This is a genomic window from Sphingomonas sp. BAUL-RG-20F-R05-02 (genome assembly GCF_022662305.1).
GTDB lineage: Bacteria > Pseudomonadota > Alphaproteobacteria > Sphingomonadales > Sphingomonadaceae > Sphingomonas.
This window is the reverse complement of sequence record NZ_JAKNQH010000001.1, coordinates 462,825-483,807: the sequence shown is the minus strand read 5'-3', so window position 1 is coordinate 483,807 and position 20,983 is coordinate 462,825. Positions and strand designations below refer to the sequence as shown.

Below are 20,983 nucleotides of genomic sequence, written 5' to 3'. Positions count from 1 at the left end.
TGGGCTAGAGCATGACTCATGTCAATACGGCGCCTGCCCGAACATCTGGTCAATCGAATTGCAGCGGGCGAGGTGGTCGAACGCCCCGCCAGCGCGCTGAAGGAACTGGTCGAAAATGCGATCGATGCGGGCGCATCGCGCATTTCCATTCGGCTCGTCGCAGGCGGGACAGAACTCGTCGAAGTGACGGACGATGGTTGTGGCATGGCACCCGCCGACATGGCGCTCGCGTTGGAACGGCACGCCACTTCGAAGCTGCCAGACGAAGCAATCGAAGCGGTTGCAACGTTGGGTTTTCGCGGCGAGGCGTTGCCTTCTATTGCGAGCGTGGCGAGGCTTTCGTTGGAGAGTCGCGTTTCTGGTGCGGAAGGCTGGAGCCGAGTCGTCGATAACGGCGACCTGACGGGGGAGGGTCCGGCCGCGATTCCCCCGGGCACACGCGTGAGGGTGGAGGCGTTGTTTGAACGCGTGCCGGCGCGTCGCAAGTTCTTGCGGTCGGCTCGGTCGGAATATGCCGCCAGCCTTGATGTGGTAAAGCGGCTGGCGATGGCGCGACCCGACATCGGCTTCACGCTCGAACATGACGGGCGCCGCGTATTGACTGTACTTGCCGGTGAGATGTTGCCTGACCGCGTGGCCGCGCTGACTGATCGCGGTCTGGTTGAGAACGGGATCGGTATCGATCTGGAGCGCGACGGTGTGAGGCTGGGAGGAGTCGCCGGTCTGCCCACCTTCAACCGTGGCATCGCCGATCATCAGTATCTGTTCGTCAACGGTCGGCCGGTGAAAGACCGGCTGCTGGCAGGCGCGGTGCGCGGTGCCTATGCGGAGTTGCTCGCGCGCGATCGTCACGCCGTCGTCGCGCTGTTCCTTGACGTACCCGGCGATCTTGTCGACATTAATGTCCACCCGGCAAAGACCGAAGTGCGCTTTCGAGATCCTGCACTGGTGCGCGGCCTGATCGTAAGCGGTTTGCGGCGGGCGCTGGACGCCGCCGGGCATCGCAGCGCGCAGCGGCCGGAGGTCGCCGCGCTCGAACTGTGGCAAAGCGAACCGGTGGCGCCTGCTGAACCGCACCTGTGGCAAAGCGGACCGGTTGCGGCTGCCGGGTCCGGAAGGGGCGAGGAGGGCAGCAACACGGCGGAGACCGACTTCGTACACAGCCACGCGGTGCATGATCGTCGCCCGAGCTTTACCGCGCCACCGCCCCAGGCGCGTGCCGAGGCAGCGTATCAGCCGCCGCCGCAAATCGAACGCTACCCGCTGGGCGTGGCGCGTGGACAGGTTGCACGCACGTATATCGTCGCCGAGGCGGAAGATGGGCTGGTGCTGGTCGATCAACACGCCGCGCACGAGCGTCTGGTGCTAGAGCGAATGCGCAATGCCATGGCGGGCGGTGGTGTCGCCTCGCAGGCGCTGCTGTTGGCCGAGGTCGTCGAACTTGACGAACCGGCCTGCGACAGGCTCGAAGCGCGGGCGGCGGAGTTGGCGGAATTCGGGCTCGATCTCGACCGCTTCGGACCGCGCGCGATGTTGGTGCGCGGGGTGCCCGCGCTGTTAGGGCAGGGGGACGTTGTCGGTCTGGTTACCGACATCGCCGACGAACTCGCCGCATTCGACGAGGCGCTGAGCCTGAAAGAAAGGATCGATCATGTCGCGGCCACGATGGCGTGTCACGGATCAGTTCGTGCAGGACGTGTGCTGTCGGTTGCGGAGATGAACGCCCTTTTGCGGGAAATGGAGGTGACGCCACACTCTGGTCAGTGCAACCACGGCCGGCCGACTTGGGTGAAGCTCGCGCACGGCGATATCGAAAAGCTGTTCGGACGGCGGTAAAACTAAGATCAACGATTGCTCGCCAACTTGCGCGCACCAGATGGTTCGTCTTCGTTGCTGCTTTACATTGCCGTGGAGTTGCCGGTGAGGGGCTGCTTGTCGGCCGCGCGGAAGGAATCAGCCCTCATTTACGCGCACACGTTTGAGGCGCGGCAATCGTTCTAGATCCGCGGCTTTCTTGATGCCCTTGCGCAGCTCATCACGCTTTTCGTGGATCGAAGCGATAACCGGGCCGACCGCGACGCCGAGATCGCTCAGTACCGCTTCAGAAAGTTGTAACGAGCTTTCCAGTGTCTCCGGCACAGCGTCGGTTACCCCCGCCCGGTACAGTTCAGCGGCATGGTCCACATCTCGCGCGCGTGCGATTATCGTCAAATCGGGAACCCAGCCGCGCACCCGGCGCGTGAGTTGTACGGTCAGTACTGGATCGTCCATCGTCATGATGAGCGCCTTGGCTCGACCGAGATTGAGGCGGTCGACCAGTTCGGGCCGCGCGACATCCCCGAAAATGAGGGGGTAGCCATCGCGTCTCGCCGCCGTAACGGTGTCGATATCCGCCTCGACCGCAACATAGGGCTGTCCGTGCGTGGTGAGCATATCCGCTACCATCCGGCCCACGCGCCCGAAGCCGATGATGACTGTGCCGGGTCCTTCAAGCGGGATCATCAATTCCGGAGCGTCACCGCCGCCGCTGCGACGTTCGATCCGTACCGCCATGCGCCGCCCCGCCCAGGCGAGCAGCGGCGTGATCGTGAGCCCGACCGCCGTAATCGTCTGCCAGAACGCGGCGGTGGAGGGTGCGATCAACGCAGCCTGCGCTGCGGTGCCGAGAACGATCAACGTCGTTTCGGACGGGCTCGCCATCAATAGGCCGGTCTCCGCCGCAATCCCCGACTTGACGCCGCCCAGCTTCAGCAAGGCAAACGTCACCAGCGTCTTGGCGGCGATCACGCCCAGAATGCCGAGCAGCAACGATTCCCAATTCTCCGCCACGGTGCGGAGATCGAGACTCATGCCGACCGTGATGAGGAACACGCCCAGCGCCAGCCCCTTGAACGGAGCGGTCATCACCTCGACCTCGTTGTGATAATCGGTCTCTGCGATCAGCAGTCCGGCGAGCAGTGCGCCAACGATCGGCGACAGGCCCGCGGCCGCCGTGGCAAGGCTGGCTGCGATCACGATCAGCAGCGAGGCCGCGAGGAACAGCTCCGGGCTTTTTGTCCTAGCGGCCTGCGCAAACAGGCGTGGCAGAATGAAGCGACCTCCAACGAACATGGCCGCGACCGTCACGATTCCGCGCCCGAGTACGCCGACGAACGCCCAATCATCGCCCGCCGCATTGGGCGAGAACGCCGCCAACACGAAAATAATCGGGACCAATGCAAGGTCTTCGAACAGCAACATGGCGAATGCGGATCGCCCGACGGCGCTGGCCGTCCCCGCTATCGGGATGACCAGCGCAGTGGAGGAAAGCGTCAGCGCAAACCCTAGTCCGATCGCGCCCGGCCAATCTTGGCCAAGCAGGTGCAGCGCCGTGCCGATGATGACTCCCGAACCGATGAGTTCGGCCGCACCGGTGCCGAACACCTGCGCCCGCATCGCCCATAATCGCTTGAAGGACAGTTCGAGACCGATCGAGAACAGCAGCAGAATAATGCCAAACTCGGCGAACGGCTCGATCGCGTGCGCGTCGGAAATGGTGATGTAGTAAAGCCACGGATAGCGGCCGACCAGCGAACCCAGCCCGGCCGGACCGACCAGAACGCCGACAAGGATGAAGCCGATAACCGGGCTGATCCGAAAACGCGCAAATGTGGGGATTACAAGCCCGGCGGCGCCGAGGATGACGAGCGTGTCGCTCAGTCCGTTATTGTCGAGCGCCAGTGCCATTAGGCTATGTAATCTGATCGTGACCGGTTTGTCAGCCGGCGACTGTGGCGATTACGTGGATATTCAAACAAAGAAGCCGCCCGACCCGAAGGCGAGCGGCTCCTTTAATGCTTCGCGGGATTGGCAAATCAGGCGGTGATCGCACCCATTTCAGCTTCCAGGTTCACGCGAACGGCCTCGAAGAACTGCTCGGTCGTCATCCACGCCTGGTTCGGGCCGATCAGCAGCGCGAGATCCTTGGTCATCTTGCCGCTCTCGACCGTCTGGATGCAGACCCGCTCCAGCGTCTCGGCGAACTTGGTAACCTCGGGCGTGCCGTCAAACTTGCCACGATAGATCAGGCCGCGCGTCCACGCGAAGATGGATGCGATCGGGTTGGTCGAGGTCGCCTTGCCCTGCTCATGCATACGGAAGTGGCGCGTAACGGTGCCATGTGCGGCTTCGGCCTCGACGGTCTTGCCGTCCGGCGTGAGCAGCACCGAGGTCATCAGGCCCAGCGATCCGAAGCCTTGCGCGACCTGATCCGACTGCACGTCGCCATCGTAGTTCTTGCACGCCCAAACGAATTCGCCGCTCCACTTCAGCGCCGATGCGACCATGTCGTCGATCAGGCGATGCTCGTAGGTGATGCCGGCTTCCTTGAACTTGTCCTTGAACTCGGTCTCGTACACTTCCGCGAACAAGTCCTTGAAGCGGCCGTCGTAGGCCTTGAGGATGGTGTTCTTGGTTGACAGGTACACCGGCCATTTCAGGTTCAGACCGTAGTGCATCGAAGCGCGTGCGAAGTCGCGGATCGAATCGTCGAGGTTATACATCGCCAGCGCGACGCCCGGCGACGGGAAGTCGAACACCTCCTTATCGATCTTGGTGCCGTCAACACCGTCGAACACGAGGCGCAGCTTGCCGGGGCCGGGGACGAGGAAGTCGGTGGCGCGATACTGGTCGCCGAAGGCATGACGGCCGACGACGATCGGCTTGGTCCAGCCCGGGATCAGGCGCGGCACGTTCGAGATCACGATCGGCTCGCGGAAGATCGTGCCACCGAGGATGTTGCGGATCGTGCCGTTTGGCGACTTCCACATCTGCTTGAGACCGAATTCTTCGACGCGCTGCTCGTCCGGAGTGATCGTCGCGCACTTTACGCCGACGCCGTACTTCTGGATCGCCTTGGCCGAATCGATGGTGATCTGGTCGTTGGTCTCGTCGCGCTTTTGCACGCCGAGATCGTAATATTCGAGATCGATGTCGAGGTAGGGAAGGATGAGCCGCTCGCGGATCCACTGCCAGATGATCCTCGTCATCTCGTCGCCGTCGATCTCCACGACGGGCGTCTTCACCTTGATCTTCGCCATTAATGTCTCTCTTGCAGGAGGAGGTTTGGCCAGCGTCTACGGGTATGGTGGCGCGGGATCAACCGCTTGGGCGCACGCGACAGGGAATTGTGTTGAGGTGCGTGAGCGCCTAGGTCAGCCGCTATGCCTTCTCTCGATAAACCCGAAATCGCGACTTCGACCGTCAAATGGCGTTTTGCCGACATGCACCCGGAGGGTCGCAAATACGTCGCGATCGCCGCCGTCATCACCTTTGTCGCGTGGCTGTTCGTGCCAGTTTTGACGTGGCCACTCATCGCCGTCACAGCATGGGTGGCGTTGTTCTTCCGCGACCCGATCCGCGTTACGCCGCAGGGTGAGGGACTGGTTATTGCGCCGGCCGACGGCCTCATCACCATGATCGAGCGGGTGCCGGTACCGCGCGAGATCGCCGGACCGGGCGGACTGGGGGAACTCCCGCTGGTCCGTGTGTCGATCTTCATGTCGGTGTTCGACGTGCATATCAACCGCACGCCGATCGCGGGGACAATCCGGCAGGTGGTCTATATCTCGGGTAAGTTCCTGAACGCCGACCTCGACAAGGCGAGCGAGGAGAACGAGCGCCAGCATATCGTCGTCGAGGACCGTAACGGCCAGCGGGTCGGGTTTACGCAAATCGCAGGGTTGGTCGCGCGTCGGATCGTGCCGTTCGTCAAGGCCGGCGACATCATCGCTCGCGGTCAGCGGGTCGGCCTGATCCGGTTCGGCAGCCGCGTAGATGTCTTCCTGCCCGAGGATTGTGCCTGCCAAGTGGCACTTGGACAACGCAGCATTGCGGGCGAAACGGTATTGGGCCGCTTGGGCGGTACCGTTGCTGTCGGGATTTCGCAGTGACGCGCCCGTTCAAGGCGCGCGGCTGAGATGCGTCGTCCACTACGTCAATCCCGGCGCGGTTTACCGCTTCGCGCGGTTGCTCCAAATGCCGTAACGGCATTGGCCTTGTGCTTCGGCCTGACCGGCATCCGTTATGCCATTTCCGCAGACTGGGAGGCGGCAGTGGCGATGATCATGATCGCTGCCGTCCTGGACGGTCTTGACGGTACAGTTGCGCGATTGGTGCGTGGCGAGAGTCGCTTCGGGGCAGAACTCGACTCTTTGTCCGACGCGATTTCCTTTGGTGTCTCGCCCGCGATCATTCTGTATCTCTGGTCGCTCAAGGATGTGCCGCGCGTTGGCTGGTTATGTGCCTTGGTTTTTGCGGTGTTCTGCGCCCTGCGATTGGCGCGCTTTAATGCTAACATCGATGTGCGCGAACAACCTCATAAATCCGCTGGATTTCTGACCGGCGCGCCCGCGCCGGCTGGGGCGGCACTGGCGATGCTGCCAATGTATGTGTCGTTCTGGAGTGCTCAGACGTGGCTAAGGTCGCCAGTGGTCGTAATACCATGGGTCGCCGCGATCGCGATACTAATGATCTCCAGTGTCGCGACGTTCAGCTGGAGTTCGTTGAAGCTTCGCGATCACATTCGTTTCGAGGCGATTGCGGTGGTGGTACTGCTCGGCGCGTCGCTCATCTCGGCGCCATGGTATACGCTGTCCGCACTGTGCGTAGCGTATCTTGCTACGCTGCCGTTCAGCATTCGCAGCTATCGCCGGGTCAAGCGGCTTCGCGAAGCGATACCAACCGGACCCGTTGCACCGGGCGTGCTCGCGTCCGCACCCGGCGATCACTGACCGCCACGAACGCGTTAGCAGCCTCGTACTCTGCTTCGCCGCGCAAAATCGCTGCGATCCGCGGAAGCGCCGGTACCAAGGTGAATGCGAAAACCCAGACCGAAGCCGCAAAGGCAACGGCGAACGTCATGCTGTCGATAACTGCGATCATCGCCCAAATCCTTGATTACGCCGTTAAAAATCTGATGGTTAAAGCAACTTACCCACAGGTTTGTTCCCTGTACCGTTGTTGAGCCGGTTATGTTCCGCATTTGTACTTAGTGTCAAGCTTGATTTTGGTGGCGACGCACGCTAACGGCCGCGTCTCAACACCGCATGGGAAGCACATATACCGGTGTCCAGAGGGTAGCCCTCACGGATCACACGCTTCCCAGAGGCATAACCGGAAAGGAATATCACATGGCGGCACCTGTCGTTTCCATGCAGCAATTGCTCGAAACGGGCGCGCACTTCGGCCACCAGACGCACCGCTGGAACCCGAAGATGAAGCCTTACATCTTTGGCGACCGTAACGGCGTCCACATCCTTGATCTTTCGCAGACCGTTCCGCTGCTCGCACGCGCGCTCGAATTCATCAGCGCCTCGACCGCCGCTGGCGGCAAGGTTCTGTTCGTCGGCACCAAGCGCCAGGCGCAAGAGCCGGTTGCCGATGCCGCGCGTCGTTCGGGCCAGCATTTCGTCAACCACCGCTGGCTGGGTGGCATGCTCACCAACTGGAAGACGATCTCGAATTCGATTAAGCGCATGAAGGCACTCGAAGAGCAGCTTTCGGGCGACACGCACGGCCTTACCAAGAAGGAAGTGCTTCAGCTCACCCGTGAAAAGGACAAGCTCGAGCTGTCGCTCGGCGGCATTCGCGACATGGGCGGCATCCCCGACGTGATGTTCGTGATCGACGCGAACAAGGAAGAGCTGGCGATCAAGGAAGCTAACACGCTCGGCATCCCGGTCGTTGCGATCCTGGACTCGAACGTGTCGCCGGACGGCATCGCCTTTCCGGTTCCCGCGAACGATGACGCCAGCCGCGCGATCCGTCTGTACTGCGAAGCGATTGCGATCGCCGCGACGCGTGGTGGCCACGAGCAGGCGACCCGTCGTGGCACCGATTTCGGTTCGATGGAGCAGCCCCCGGTTGAGGAAGCGCTGACCGTCGAAACCCCGGCGGCCGAGCCGGGCGACGTGCCGGCAATCGCCGAGCCGGTCGCTACCGAGATGGCTGCCGAGACCGAGCGCCAGCTCGACGCCTGAGCGTCGTTGAACTGACATATGGACGGGGTAGGGCGTGGCCCTACTCCGTCCATTCTCATATCTGCAAAACCTGATGAGGAATTAGACATGGCCGATATTACAGCCGCTGCGGTGAAGGACCTGCGCGAGAAAAGCGGCGCGGGCATGATGGATTGCAAGAAGGCGCTGACCGAAGCTGCCGGCGACATGGATGCCGCGATGGACTGGCTGCGCGCCAAGGGCCTCGCCGCCGCCGCCAAGAAGTCGAGCCGCACCGCGGCCGAGGGTCTGGTCGGCGTCGAAGTGTCCGGCACCAAGGGCGCCGCCGTCGAGGTCAATTCGGAAACCGATTTCGTAGCAAAGAACGTGCAGTTCCAGACGTTCGTCCGCGATGTCGTCTCGGTGGCGCTCGAAATGGGCGACGATGTCGAGACGATCAAGGCGACCTCGCTCGGCGAGAAGACCGTCGAGGAGACTCTCGTCACCAACATCGCCACGATCGGTGAGAACCAGGCAATCCGCCGTGCCAAGCGCCTCGAAGTGACCGCCGGCGCAGTCGTGCCGTACATCCACAACGCGCAGGCGCCGGGCCTCGGCAAGATCGGCGTGCTGGTCGCGCTGGAGAGCGAGGCGGGTGCCGACGTGCTCGAGCCGCTCGGCAAGCAGATCGCGATGCACATCGCCGCTGCATTCCCGCTCGCGCTCAACGCCGAAGGCATCGACCCGGCCGTGATCGAGCGCGAAGCTGCGATCTTCAAGGAGAAGAACGCCGACAAGATCGCCGGCAAGTCGCCGGAAGTCGCCGAGAAGATCATCCGTGGCCCGGTCGACAAGTTCATCCGCGAAAACGCGCTGCTCACGCAGGCATTCGTGATGGACGGCAAGACCCCAGTGCAGGACGTAATCGCCGCCGCCGCCAAGGCCGCCGGCAAGCCGATCACTCTGACCGACTACGTCCGCTTCCAGCTCGGCGAAGGTATCGAGAAGGAAGTCAGCGACTTCGCGGCGGAAGTCGCCGCTGCTTCGGGCGTTCCCGCCAAGGCGTAAGCCCGCACCTGAGTGCCGGTCCGCCCGCTGTCGTACGACGACAGCGGGCGTACGGTTTCGCCTGCACGACATGCTGAAAATGTCTGCACGGTTTCCGCGCTTCCAATCGCGGAAGGCCGCGACTAAGGTCCGGCCCGCACCCCGCCCCCTCAACACGATGGAATCCCGTGAGCGATCCTAGATTCAAACGCATCTTGTTGAAATTATCGGGCGAAGTCCTGATGGGCGAGGGGGGCTTGTCGATCGATCCCGTCGTCACCGCTCGCGTTGCCGGTGAGATCGCCGATGCCCGCGCTGCCGGATATGAAATGTGCGTCGTGGTCGGTGGCGGCAATATTTTCCGTGGCCTGTCTGCCGCTGCCAAGGGCATCGAGCGCGCGACTGCCGATTACATGGGTATGCTCGCCACCGTGATGAATGCGCTGGCGGTACAGAACGCGCTTGAGCAGATCGGCGTCGACACCCGCGTGCAATCGGCGATCCCAATGCAATCGGTGTGCGAACCCTTCATCCGCCGCCGTGCGGAGCGGCACCTCGAAAAGGGCCGGGTGGTGATCTTTGCCGCCGGCGTCGGCAGCCCGTTCTTCACCACTGACAGCGGCGCCGCATTGCGCGCGGCCGAGATGAAGTGTGATGCGCTGTTCAAAGGCACTTCAGTCGATGGTGTCTATGATGCCGATCCGAAAAAGGTGCCGGCCGCGAAGCGTTTTGAAACCGTTGGTTACAGCACCGTGCTCGCGCAGGATCTGAAGGTGATGGACGCGAGCGCGATCGCGCTGTGCCGCGACAACAACATTCCGATCGTCGTCTTCAACATCCGCGAACACGGCAACTTCGCCGCCGTGCTACGCGGTGAGGGCGTTTCGACGGTCGTTCAGGCTCAAGGAGAATAACATGGCCGCTTATGACAAGGCTGATCTCGAACGTCGCATGAGCGGCAGTGTCGAGGCGCTCAAGGGCGATCTCGGCGGTCTGCGCACCGGGCGTGCGTCGGTCTCGCTGCTCGATCCCGTTACGGTAGAGGTGTATGGCGCGCACATGCCGCTCAACACTATCGCTACGGTGTCGGTGCCGGAGCCGCGCATGATTTCGGTGCAGGTGTGGGACAAGACCAACGTCGGCCCGGCCGACAAGGCGATCCGTTCGGCCGGCCTCGGCCTCAACCCGATCGTCGACGGCCAGACGCTGCGCCTGCCCATCCCGGATCTCACCGAAGAGCGCCGCAAGGAGCTTGCCAAGCTCGCCGGCAAATATGCCGAGGGCGCTCGTATCGCCGCGCGCAATGTGCGTCGCGACGGCATGGACAGCCTCAAAACCGACGAGAAGAAGGGCGTGATTTCGGAAGACGAGCGCAAGCGCCTCGAAACCGAAGTGCAGAAGCTGACCGACGCTACGATCGCCGACATCGATGCCGCGGCGACGGCGAAGGAAAAGGAAATCCTGGGCAAGTGAGCACAAGGCCCGCCCCGGCTGCGCAAATGGCCGACGGTGTGGCGATTCCGCGCCACGTCGCGATCATAATGGATGGCAACGGCCGTTGGGCGAAGAAGCGTTTTCTGCCGCGTGTCGCCGGGCACAAGGCTGGCATCGATGCGGTACGCCGCGTCACCCGCGCCGCCCGCGCGATGGGGATCGACGCGCTGACACTCTATGCCTTTTCCTCGGAGAACTGGCGCCGCCCGGAGGATGAGATCAGTGATCTGATGGCGCTGATGCGCGTGTTCATCCGTTCCGATCTAGACGAACTGGTCCGAGAGAACGTGCGGTTGCGGGTGATCGGTGACTATCGGCGGTTTTCGCCCGACCTGGTGGTGATGGTGGACGACGCGATCGCCCGCACCGCTGGCAACACCGGCCCGCTCCTCGCGGTCGCGCTCAATTATGGGTCACAGGCAGAACTCGCCAACGTGGCGCGGCGCCTTGCCGAGCGCGCGATGCAGGGCGAGCTAGACCCGGCTGAGATCGATACCGGGCTAATCGAATCGCAACTCGACACCTATGATCTGCCGCCGCTCGACCTGCTGATCCGCACATCGGGGGAGGTGCGATTGTCGAACTTCCTGCTGTGGCAGGCGGCCTACGCCGAGCTGCTGTTCACGGAAACGCTGTGGCCCGATTTCGACGGTGACGCGCTCGCCGACGCGATCGCAATCTTCGGCCAGCGGCAGCGCCGGTTCGGGGGCCTGTGAACGAGCGGTCTACGCCGAAGCGGCCTTCGGAACTGATGCTCCGGATCGTCGTCGGCATCGCGCTTATCGCGGTCGCGCTGGCGACGATCGTCGCGGGTGACATCGCTTTCTGGGTGGTGTGCGTCGCGCTGGGTCTGCTGATGATGGCCGAGTGGTCAGATCTGATGAAGACCCCGCCATCGCTGAAGCGGCTGGGGCAGTTTGCACTTTTCGTGCCCCTGTCCGTGATGGCACCGATCATGGCGGGGCCGGGGTTCTTTACCCTTGGCCTGCTAATCGGCGCTGCGTTTTTCATCGTAATCGTCACGCAGCGCCCGATGCTTGCGGCCGGCGCAATCTACGTCGGCATGCCTACTCTCGCGTTGCTGGCGATCCGCGAACAAAAAGAGGGTATTGTCTTCACGCTATGGGTGCTGGCTTCGGTCTGGGCGTGCGACATCGGTGCCTACACCGCAGGCCGGTTGATCGGTGGGCCAAAGATCGCACCGGCGATCAGCCCCAACAAGACGTGGGCCGGGCTGATCGGCGGCATGGCGTTCGCAGGCGTGTTCGGCGCGGTGATGCATCACGCTTATGGCCTGCCGCTACGGCTGACGCTGGCGACGCCGTTCCTCGCGGTCATCGCTCAGGCCGGTGATTTCTATGAAAGCTGGTTGAAGCGCCGCGCTGGCGTCAAGGACAGCGGCAACATCTTCCCCGGCCACGGAGGTGTGCTAGACAGGCTCGACGGGTTGGTTCCCGTAGCGCCGGTGGCCGCGTTTCTGGTCATTTTGCCGAGATTCTATTTCTGATGAAGACGGTTACGATTCTGGGCGCGACGGGTTCCGTCGGCTCCTCGACGCTCGACCTGATCGAGCGCGAACCCGATGCGTTTCAGGTGCTTGCGCTCACCGCGCATCGCGACGTCAACAAACTTGCCGAGGCGGCGATCCGCACTCGTGCAAAGCGCGCTGTTGTCGCGGACGAGGCGTGCCTCGGCGCACTTCGCGCGGCGCTGGCCGGTACCGATATCGTGGCGGCGGGCGGCGCGCAGGCGGTCCGCGATAGCGCCGATCTCGGCGCGGATATCACGATGGGTGCGATCGTCGGCTGTGCTGGGCTGGAACCGGTACTGGCGGCGATCAACCAGGGTCGCACGGTCATCATCGCCAACAAGGAGCCGCTGGTTTCAGCCGGCGAGATCGTGTTGGCGGCGGCGGAAAAGAGCGGCGCGACGCTGTTGCCGGCGGATTCCGAACACAATGCGATCTTCCAATGTTTCGATGTGGCGCGACCGAGTCGCGTACGCCGGATCATCCTTACCGCGAGCGGCGGCCCGTTTCGCGACTGGTCGCTCGATCGGATGCGTGAGGTCACGGTAGCGCAAGCGGTCGCGCACCCGAACTGGTCGATGGGCGCCAAGATCTCGATCGATTCGGCAACGATGATGAACAAGGGGCTGGAACTGATCGAGGCCGCCCGGCTGTTCCCGGTGCCGTACGACGCGATCGAGATCATCCTGCACCGCCAGTCGGTGATCCATTCGATGGTTGAATATGTCGATGGCTCCACGCTAGCGCAGCTTGGACCACCCGACATGCGCGTACCGATCGCGAGTTGCCTTGCCTGGCCCGACCGGATGACGACGCCGATGGCACCGCTCGATTTGGTCAAGATCGGTCGGCTCGATTTTGAAGCGCCGGATGCCGCGCGGTTCCCCGCGCTGAGGCTGGCTCGCGAGGCGCTCGATGCGGGCGGTGCGCGCCCGGCTATCCTCAACGCCGCCAACGAGATCGCGGTGGCGGCGTTTCTCGATGGGCAGGTCGGCTTCCTCGAAATTGCCGCAATCGTCGAAGATACGCTGGGGCGCTACGATCCGCCCGCGCCTGGGGCACTCGCCGACGTGCTTGCCGTCGACGGGGAGGCGCGCAGGGTCGCGGCCGAGCGAGTGAAGGATTGCGCCCAGTGACCCATAGCCCCGGCTTCCTGTTGACCGTGCTGGCGTTCGCGCTAGTGATCGGCCCGCTGATCTTCCTGCATGAAATGGGGCATTACCTCGCCGGGCGGCTGTTCGGGGTAAAGATCGACGCGTTCTCGGTTGGTTTCGGGCAGGAAGTGTTTGGCGTTACCGACAAGCGCGGCACGCGGTGGAAATTCTCTTGGATGCCGCTGGGCGGATACGTGAAATTCGCCGGCGACATGAATGCCGCAAGCCAGCCTGGCGAAGAGTGGCTGATGCTTCCACCGGAGGAACGCGCACGAACGTTGCAGGCAAGACCGGTGTGGCAGCGCGCGATCGTGGTCGCGGCCGGGCCGGTGACCAATTTTATCGTCGCCGTCCTGATCCTCGCCGGTTTCGCGCTCGCTTACGGCGTTGACGCGACACCATCCGTAATCGGTACGATCGAACCCAAAAGCGCGGCGGCGGTGGCAGGATTGCAGCCGGGCGACCGCCTCACCAGTCTCGGCGGACGTGCTGTCTCGACGTTTTCCGATCTTGCGCAATTCACCGCCTTGCGTCCCGATGAGCGCGTCACGGTGCGTTTCGTGCGGGCCGACAATATCATGAGCCGCGATGTGACGATCGGCGCGCTCGTTCAGCGCGATGCGTTCGGCAATGAGTTCCGGCGGGGGCTGCTGGGTATCGGCCCGACCAAGCCGGTACTGCGTCCGGTCGGCGCGCTCGAGGCACCGTTCATCGGGATCAGAATGACCGGCGAAATCTTGCGTGGGACGCTCGATGGCCTTGGTCAGATCCTGACTGGCCGCCGGTCGGTAGACGAGCTTGGCGGCCCATTGCGCATCGCCAAGGTGTCCGGCGAGCAACTGTCACTAGGCGTACCCGCTCTGATCTGGATGATCGCGGTGATCTCGATTAATTTGGGCTTCATCAACCTGTTGCCAGTGCCGGTTCTCGACGGTGGCCACCTGTTCTTCTACGCGATCGAGGCAGTGCGACGGCGGCCCGTCCCCGTGCAGGTGCAGGAATGGGCGTTCCGCGGCGGGCTCGCGGCGATGCTCGCGCTGATGCTGATGGTGACATTCAATGATCTGGGCTCGTTTGGGCTCTGGAAGAACCTCGCCGGCTTGATCGGTTGACGAAGGTGAGGCAGGGCGGTCCCGCGGTGTTGCGGTCCGCGAGTATGATTTCTCCGATTTGGGGTGGGAAGTGACAGCGATCAAGGTTTCGACGTTCGGAAAGCATGCGCTCGTCACGCTTCTGGCGGGTACGGTGCTTTCCACGATGCCGAGCGCGGCCGATGCCCAGGGCGGGATGCGCGGCGGCGGTCATCGCGGTGGTGGCCAGCGTGGCGGGGCACCGCGCGGCGTGGCCGAACCGATCCCGATGCCGCCAGCGCCGTCCACCGGTCCGGCGGTCGTCGTCAGCGATCCGAACGCCAAGAAGATCCTGACGCTGCGCGTCGAAGGCTCGCAGCGGATCGAGCCCGAGACGGTGTTGTCGTATACCAAGCTGCGCGTCGGCATACCCTACAACAACGAACTGCTCGATCAGGCGATCAAGGATCTGCTCGCCAGCGATCTGTTCGCCAACGTCGAAATCAGCGGTGTCGAAAGCGGCAACATCGTGCTGCGCGTCCGCGAAAACCCGATCATCAACCGCGTTATTCTGGAGGGCAACAAGCGCCTGAAGGACGACAAGATCACCAAGGAGATCAAGCTCAAGCCGCGCCAGATCTTCACGCGTACCGCAGTCCGCCAGGATGTCGCGCGCATCGTCGAGCTGTATCGCCGGCAGGGCCGCTTCGCCGCCGCGATCGAACCGAAGATGGTCACGCTCGACCAGAATCGCGTCGACGTGATCTTCGAGATCAACGAGGGGCCGAAGTCAAAGGTCCGCCAGATCAACATCCTCGGCAACGAGGTGTTCTCCGACAAGACGCTGCGTGGCCAGATGGCGACCAAGGAAGCGCGCCTGACGACGCTGCTCAGTTCGAACACGAGCTACGATCAGGATCGTCTCGCCTACGATCAGCAGAAGCTGCGTCAGTTCTATCTGACCAACGGCTATGCCGACTTCCGCGTGACCTCCGCCGTGGCCGAACTGACGCCGGACAAGAAGGACTTCATCATCACCTACGTGGTGGAGGAAGGAAAGCGCTACAAGTTCGGCGACGTGACCGTCGACAGCGACATTCGCGATTTCGACAACAAGAAGGTCGCCGCCGGCCTGACCATCAAGAAGGGCGATTGGTACGACGCCAAGAAGGTCGAGGACACCGTCGATAGCCTGAACCAGTCGGCCGGTCTGGTCGGCTATGCGTTCGCGGATACCAACCCCGAGTTCACGCGCGATAAGGAAGCGCTGACGATGGGGATCAATTTCCACATCGCCGAAGCCAAGCGCACCTATGTTGAGCGCATCAACGTCACCGGAAACACGCAGACGCAGGATAAGGTGATCCGCCGCGAAATTCGTCTCGCAGAGGGTGACGCGTTCAACAGCTTCCAGGTCAAGCGGTCGCAGGACCGGATCAACTCGCTTGGGTTCTTCCAGGACAAGTTCGAGATCAAGCAGAGCCAGGGGTCCGCGCCGGATCGTGTGGTGCTCGACGCGAACGTCGAGGAGAAGTCGACCGGCGAGCTGTCGCTGTCGGCGGGCTATTCGAGTCTGGAGAGCTTCATCATCCAGGCGTCGATCACCCAGCGCAACTTCCGCGGCAAGGGGCAGGAGCTGCGCGCCAGCGTCAACTATTCTTATTATTCCAAGTCGATCGATCTCGGCTTTACCGAACCGTATCTGTTCAACAAGAACATCGCGATCGGCGGCGATATCTTCCGGCGCGATTACAACGCGTTCAACTTCGCTGGCGATACGCGTCAGACCACCTATACGCAGGTCTCGACCGGCTTCCAGCTTCGCGCCGGCATCCCGCTCACCGAATATTGGTCGCTCGCGGCGCGGTATGGTTTGACCTACGACGAGGTCGGCCTCGCATCGACGTATTTCAACGCGGACGGCACCTGTAACGTACTCACTGCGGGTTCGTATCTGTGCAGTGCGCTTGGCAACCGTTGGACCTCGTCCGTCGGCTATTCGCTGATCTTCGATTCCACCAACAGCCGGCTTCGACCGACCGCAGGCCAGAAGTTCAGCGTCAGCCAGGATTTCGCCGGCCTGGGTGGCGATGTGCGCTACATCCGCACGCGCGTCGACGGCACCAAATACAAGAACCTCGGCAGCGGATTCATCGTCTCCGCGCATGTCGAGGGCGGCTATATCTTCTCGCTGGAAGGCAAGAAGCCCGCCGGCGTCGACCCGATCCGTATCACCGATCGCTTCTATCTGGGCGAACCGGATTTCCCCGGCTTCGACATTCGCGGTATCGGCCCGCGTGTGAAGCGTACGCCGTACACCACGGACGCAGCCGGCAACCAGACGCTCGTCACCGATCGCAACAGCATCGTCGACGACGCGCTTGGTGGCACCAAATACTATAATGCCAGACTGGAAATGCAGATCCCGCTTGGCTCGGGCGCGCGCGAACTTGGGCTTCGTCCGTCGATCTACGTGCAGGCCGGCGCGCTTTGGGGGGTTACGCGTCCGCTGCCGAGCGCGACGTTCCCGACGACGATCGATCCGGTTACCGGTCGCGTGACAGTTCTGCCGCTGAACTCGCCTGGGTTCGCCGCGAACGGCCAGCAACTTTACGTCGTGCCGTCGACCGATGCAGGCGCGCCGAACGCAACGACGACGTGTAAGGTCGGTTATTCCACGGTCGCGGGCGGAACGTGCGTCGGCTCTTCGATCAACACGCTTTACACCACCCCCACCTCGCCCTTCCTTGAGGAATTCCTCGGTGACTCGCCGAAGCCGCGTTTGTCGATCGGCACCGGGGTAAACTGGAATTCGCCGTTCGGGCCGCTGCGGATCGACGTTGCATACGCGCTCCTGAAGGTTAAGGGCGACGACACCAAGCTTGTGACATTCAACGTAGGGACACAATTCTGATGAACACGTTCAAGAAGGTATTGCTCGGTTGCGCGATCGCCGCGCCGGCAGCGTTCATCGCCGCGCAGGCGAACGCGCAGGTTTCCGGCATCGGTTTTGCCGACCCGGAGTCGGTGATCCTCGGCGCTAAGGCGCTCGACGCCGCCAACCAGACGATCGCGACGACCTACAAGGCACAGCTTGATCAGGCGCGCACGCGTCAGCAGGCGCTCGACACGGAACTCGCCACGATCTGGGCGCCGCTCGACACGAACAAGGACAAGCAGTTGTCCGACGCCGAGGTTCAGGCAGCGCAGGCTGCCAAGAGCCCAGTGCTGGCGCGCCTCGAAGCCGCGCAGAAGGCCGGTCAGCAGGAAGTCAGCCGTCTGCGCGCACCCGCGACGCTGGCGCAGGCTTATGCGATCGAGCAGATTTCGATGAAGTATGAGACCGCGATGAAGTCAGTCGTCGCTTCGCAGAAGGTCAGCCTGCTGCTCTCGGCCGGCGCGGTGCAGTATAACACGCCCGCCGCCGACCTGACTGACGAAATCAAGGCCGAGCTCGATCGTCAAACGCCGACTGTGTCGGTCACGCCGCCCGCCAACTGGCAGCCGAGCCAGCAGACCGGGCAGCTGTTCCAGCGGTATCAGCAGCTCGTTTACTACAGCGCGATGCAGCGTCAGCAGGGCGGTGCCGCTGCTCCCGCCGGTGCGGCGCCGAAGAACGCGCCGCAGGGCCGCTGATCGTCACGATGAGCGACGACGCAGCACAGCGCGCCACTGGACCGCTCGATATCGGGCGGGTCATGGCGGCGTTGCCGCACCGTTACCCGATGCTGCTGGTCGACCGTGTCGAGGAGATCATCCTCGACCGGTCGATTACGGCAATCAAGGCGGTGACGATCAACGAGAACTTCTTCCAGGGGCATTTCCCGGGTCGTCCGATCATGCCGGGCGTGCTTATCGTAGAGGCGATGGCGCAGGCCGCCGGCATCCTCGCGGTCGAAAGTCTCGGCCTCGCGGGGTCGGGCAAGCTCGTCTACTTCATGGCGATCGACGGTGCGAAGTTTCGCAAGCCGGTTGAGCCGGGCGTGCTGCTCAAGCTCGAGGTCGAGTTCGTGCAGAAGCGTGCCAGCGTCTGCAAGTTCGCTGGCCGCGCGACCATCGACGGCCAGCTTGCTGCCGAGGCGAACTTCACCGCGATGATCGCCGATCCGCCCAAGGTTTAGGACACCGGATGGATAGATTGACGTGCTTCGGGCTCGTCTCGCTGTCTTTCACGTTGCTTTGCTATGCCCTTGAAGCGCGATCGACCTGGTGGATACTGGGCTTCGCGGCTGGCTGCGTGCTGGGTTCGATCTATGGTTTCCTGCAAGGGGCTTGGCCGTTTGGCGTGGTCGAGGCGATCTGGTCGGTCACGGCGTTGATCCGCTGGCTCAAGGCGCGGCAGGCCTGAGTTGCACATACCGCGCGGCTCTGATACGGGCCGCGCCTTCGTGGCTGGTCGGTAACCAGCGACATTTTCCCGGAGATACGACGTGAAGAGCAATACGCACCCCGACTACCACATGATCAAGATCCAGATGACCGACGGCACCACGTTCGAGACGCGCTCGACCTGGGGCAAGGAAGGTGACCTGATGCAGCTCGAGATCGATCCGCTCGCGCATCCGGCATGGACGGGCGGCAAGGGCCAGATGCTCGACGCCGGTGGTCAGGTGGCACGCTTCAACAAGCGTTTCGGCGGTATTTCGCTGAGCGGCAAGAAGTAAGCACTACATCACGTTAGCGGCACGTTAACCGTCGCGGATTAGCTTCTCCTTCCGTCGCAGCGCTTGCACGGGAGGGGAAGCCATGATCGCCGCCGAATACGAGCCTGCCCAACGCGATGGTCGCCGTCGCAGCCCCCGTGCACCGGTTTCGCTGGATGCCAAGATCGGGCGGGGCGGGCTTGATCGCACACTTTGCAAAATTACGGATCTTTCTCTACACGGCGCGCGGCTGCACACCTACTCCCCGATGAAGGCGGGATCGATGATCTGGCTTACGCTTCCCAAGGTCGGCCAGATCAGCGCGACGATCATGTGGGCTGACGATTACGTCGCGGGCTGTCAGTTTCATCAGCCGCTTGGTCACATCGCCATCGATAGTCTTGCCGCAGCGCATGGACGCGGCTGATCGCTCGGCGGTCATCGTTAATGACTTGGGCAGCCTTTTAAGAGGCGATGGTGCCGGAACAGCCATGCTTTCCATGCCGTCACGTCGTCTGCTGAGGCCAGGCACCGCGCGACCTTCGTCCCCCTCCTAAATAGTTACCGCTAGTGCACGTCCGGGCGTTGCGTGCCGGGCAAAGCGCCGTATCGTCTGCTCCGCGAAGTAAATCAGGGGGGGGTCTATGCGTTTGCTGACGATCATGGTGGCGATGATGTTGGCAACTCCGGTCGTAGCAAGGGCGTCCGACCCTGTGTCGGTCGTTTTGAAGCCCGCAGGGATATTCGACGGCGTCGACGGGAAGGTGCACGCCGGGTGGCAAGTGATCGTCACCGGAGACAAGATCGTCGCGGTGGGAGCCGATCTGCCGGTGCCCGCAGGGGCGCAGATCATCGATCTCGCAGGCGACACCCTGATGCCCGGGATGATCGAGGGGCACAGCCATCTGTTTCTCCATCCGTACAACGAAACGACTTGGGACGATCAGGTCCTGCACGAGCCGCTGGCGCTGCGCACGGCGCGCGCAGTGGCGAATGCCAAGGCGACTCTGCTGGCAGGTTTCACCAGCGAACGCGATCTCGGCACGGAAGGAGCAGGCTTTGCGGATGTTGGGTTGAAGGCTGCGATCGATCAGGGGATCGTGCCCGGGCCACGCCTGTCCGTTGCGACGCGCGCTATCGTCGCGCTCGGCGCATATGGCCCCAAGGGTTTCGAACCGGGCGTCGTCATCCCGCAGGGCGCCGAAGAGGTTTCGGGCGTCGATCAGATCGTCGCCGCAGTGCGCAGGCAAATCGCGGCCGGCGCGGACTGGATCAAGCTATACGCCGACTACCGCTGGCGCCCGGGCGAAGAAAGCCACGCGACGCTGAGTCTCGAAGAAATGCAGGCAGCGGTCGCGGCCGGGCATGATGCCGGCCGGCCGGTGGCGGTTCATGCCGCCACGGCCGAGGGCATGCGCCGGGCGGTGGCTGCGGGCGTCGACACCATCGAACATGGGTACGGCGGCACGCAGGAGATTTTCGCGAGCATGGCTGCCAAGCATATCGCGTTATGTCCGACGCTCGCCGCGTCCGATGCTACCGCGCGGTATCGCGGCTGGAACGGTAGCGAACCCGCGCCGCCATCGGTCGAACTGAACCGAACGAGCTTTCGGCTGGCGCTGGCGGCAGGCGTGCCGATCTGCATGGGCGGCGACGTCGGTGTCTTCGCGCATGGCAGCAACGCACGCGAAATCGAATTGCTGGTCGCCGCCGGGATGAAGCCTGCTCAGGCGCTGATCGCGGCAACCTGGGGCAATGCGCGTTGGCTGCATCTCTCCGACAGGGTCGGCGCTGTGAAGCCGGGCTTGCTCGCCGATCTCATCGCCGTGGAGGGCGATCCAACCGTGAACGTGGGGGCGGTTCGTCATGTCCGATTGGTAATGAAGGGCGGCCATATTCTCCCGGACAGTGCCGGCATCGGTATGCCACGATTGTAATAATAGGCTGCGAAACATCGTCACCGCACATGCTCGCACTTTCGTGCGCCAGTGCCGCGCGATAGCCCGCGTATCATTCGGCGGGCTTGGGCCGCATAGCGTCGCACTGTGTACCGGCGGAAGCAACCGACGGC

The 20,983-nt window shown here is 63.0% G+C and carries 20 protein-coding genes; 18 read left to right on the top strand and 2 right to left on the bottom strand.

All coding sequences use genetic code 11. From position 1 onward, the window contains the following. The first annotated feature begins 18 nt into the window (after positions 1 to 18). Positions 19 to 1,836, top strand: coding sequence for a DNA mismatch repair endonuclease MutL (gene mutL, locus L8F97_RS02285; protein WP_242146372.1), 1,818 nt, complete (start codon positions 19 to 21; stop codon positions 1,834 to 1,836). A 117-nt stretch (positions 1,837 to 1,953) separates the two neighbouring features. On the opposite strand, the gene L8F97_RS02280 is transcribed toward mutL, so the two are convergent. Both L8F97_RS02280 and L8F97_RS02275 read right to left on the bottom strand, forming a co-directional pair. Further along, positions 1,954 to 3,726 carry a cation:proton antiporter gene (locus L8F97_RS02280; RefSeq protein ID WP_242146371.1) on the bottom strand — a complete coding sequence of 591 codons (1,773 nt, stop codon included), beginning with the start codon at positions 3,724 to 3,726 and terminating at the stop codon, positions 1,954 to 1,956. Positions 3,727 to 3,854: 128 nt separating this feature from the next. After that, entirely contained in the window at positions 3,855 to 5,078 is a 1,224-nt protein-coding gene (locus tag L8F97_RS02275) for an NADP-dependent isocitrate dehydrogenase (protein WP_242146370.1), read from the bottom strand. Between the two features lie 123 nt (positions 5,079 to 5,201). Between L8F97_RS02275 and L8F97_RS02270 the strand changes: the two genes are divergently transcribed. The 17 genes from L8F97_RS02270 to L8F97_RS02190 all read left to right on the top strand — a co-directional run bounded on the left by L8F97_RS02270 (position 5,202) and on the right by L8F97_RS02190 (position 20,849). After that, positions 5,202 to 5,930, top strand: a complete 729-nt coding sequence (locus L8F97_RS02270) for a phosphatidylserine decarboxylase (RefSeq protein ID WP_242146369.1) — start codon at positions 5,202 to 5,204, stop codon at positions 5,928 to 5,930. Between the two features lie 27 nt (positions 5,931 to 5,957). After that, complete coding sequence (pssA, locus tag L8F97_RS02265; RefSeq protein ID WP_242146368.1) at positions 5,958 to 6,770, top strand: CDP-diacylglycerol--serine O-phosphatidyltransferase; 813 nt, start codon at positions 5,958 to 5,960, stop codon at positions 6,768 to 6,770. Positions 6,771 to 7,169: 399 nt separating this feature from the next. Beyond that, positions 7,170 to 8,018: a 30S ribosomal protein S2 gene (rpsB, locus tag L8F97_RS02260; protein WP_242146367.1), complete on the top strand. Its 849-nt coding sequence runs from the start codon at positions 7,170 to 7,172 to the stop codon at positions 8,016 to 8,018. Between the two features lie 87 nt (positions 8,019 to 8,105). After that, a complete protein-coding gene (tsf, locus tag L8F97_RS02255) occupies positions 8,106 to 9,044 on the top strand; it encodes a translation elongation factor Ts (RefSeq protein ID WP_242146366.1) in 939 nt (312 codons plus the stop codon). Positions 9,045 to 9,265: 221 nt separating this feature from the next. Next, positions 9,266 to 9,937: a UMP kinase gene (gene pyrH, locus L8F97_RS02250; protein WP_277924741.1), complete on the top strand. Its 672-nt coding sequence runs from the start codon at positions 9,266 to 9,268 to the stop codon at positions 9,935 to 9,937. A gap of 1 nt (position 9,938) precedes the next feature. Further along, on the top strand, positions 9,939 to 10,496 hold the full coding sequence (gene frr / locus L8F97_RS02245; RefSeq protein ID WP_242146364.1) for a ribosome recycling factor: 558 nt from the start codon (positions 9,939 to 9,941) through the stop codon (positions 10,494 to 10,496). A 26-nt stretch (positions 10,497 to 10,522) separates the two neighbouring features. After that, a complete protein-coding gene (locus tag L8F97_RS02240) occupies positions 10,523 to 11,233 on the top strand; it encodes an isoprenyl transferase (protein WP_242146363.1) in 711 nt (236 codons plus the stop codon). Positions 11,234 to 11,268: 35 nt separating this feature from the next. Continuing rightward, positions 11,269 to 12,024 carry a phosphatidate cytidylyltransferase gene (locus L8F97_RS02235; protein WP_242146362.1) on the top strand — a complete coding sequence of 252 codons (756 nt, stop codon included), beginning with the start codon at positions 11,269 to 11,271 and terminating at the stop codon, positions 12,022 to 12,024. After that, complete coding sequence (locus L8F97_RS02230; protein WP_242146361.1) at positions 12,024 to 13,181, top strand: 1-deoxy-D-xylulose-5-phosphate reductoisomerase; 1,158 nt, start codon at positions 12,024 to 12,026, stop codon at positions 13,179 to 13,181. The genes L8F97_RS02235 and L8F97_RS02230 overlap by 1 nt, the downstream gene beginning before the upstream one ends. After that, positions 13,178 to 14,311, top strand: coding sequence for a M50 family metallopeptidase (locus tag L8F97_RS02225; protein WP_242146360.1), 1,134 nt, complete (start codon positions 13,178 to 13,180; stop codon positions 14,309 to 14,311). The genes L8F97_RS02230 and L8F97_RS02225 overlap by 4 nt, the downstream gene beginning before the upstream one ends. Before the next feature lie 70 nt (positions 14,312 to 14,381). Further along, a complete protein-coding gene (gene bamA / locus L8F97_RS02220) occupies positions 14,382 to 17,183 on the top strand; it encodes an outer membrane protein assembly factor BamA (protein ID WP_409928992.1) in 2,802 nt (933 codons plus the stop codon). Beyond that, on the top strand, positions 17,183 to 17,905 hold the full coding sequence (locus tag L8F97_RS02215) for an OmpH family outer membrane protein (RefSeq protein ID WP_242146359.1): 723 nt from the start codon (positions 17,183 to 17,185) through the stop codon (positions 17,903 to 17,905). The genes bamA and L8F97_RS02215 overlap by 1 nt, the downstream gene beginning before the upstream one ends. A gap of 8 nt (positions 17,906 to 17,913) precedes the next feature. After that, entirely contained in the window at positions 17,914 to 18,390 is a 477-nt protein-coding gene (gene fabZ, locus L8F97_RS02210) for a 3-hydroxyacyl-ACP dehydratase FabZ (RefSeq protein ID WP_242146358.1), read from the top strand. A gap of 8 nt (positions 18,391 to 18,398) precedes the next feature. Next, positions 18,399 to 18,617, top strand: a complete 219-nt coding sequence (locus tag L8F97_RS02205) for a hypothetical protein (protein ID WP_242146357.1) — start codon at positions 18,399 to 18,401, stop codon at positions 18,615 to 18,617. Positions 18,618 to 18,699: 82 nt separating this feature from the next. Further along, positions 18,700 to 18,933, top strand: coding sequence for a 50S ribosomal protein L31 (gene rpmE, locus L8F97_RS02200; RefSeq protein WP_242146356.1), 234 nt, complete (start codon positions 18,700 to 18,702; stop codon positions 18,931 to 18,933). A gap of 82 nt (positions 18,934 to 19,015) precedes the next feature. Further along, complete coding sequence (locus tag L8F97_RS02195) at positions 19,016 to 19,339, top strand: PilZ domain-containing protein (RefSeq protein ID WP_242146355.1); 324 nt, start codon at positions 19,016 to 19,018, stop codon at positions 19,337 to 19,339. 217 nt (positions 19,340 to 19,556) lie between these two features. Beyond that, entirely contained in the window at positions 19,557 to 20,849 is a 1,293-nt protein-coding gene (locus L8F97_RS02190) for a metal-dependent hydrolase family protein (protein ID WP_242146354.1), read from the top strand. Positions 20,850 to 20,983: the final 134 nt, after the last annotated feature.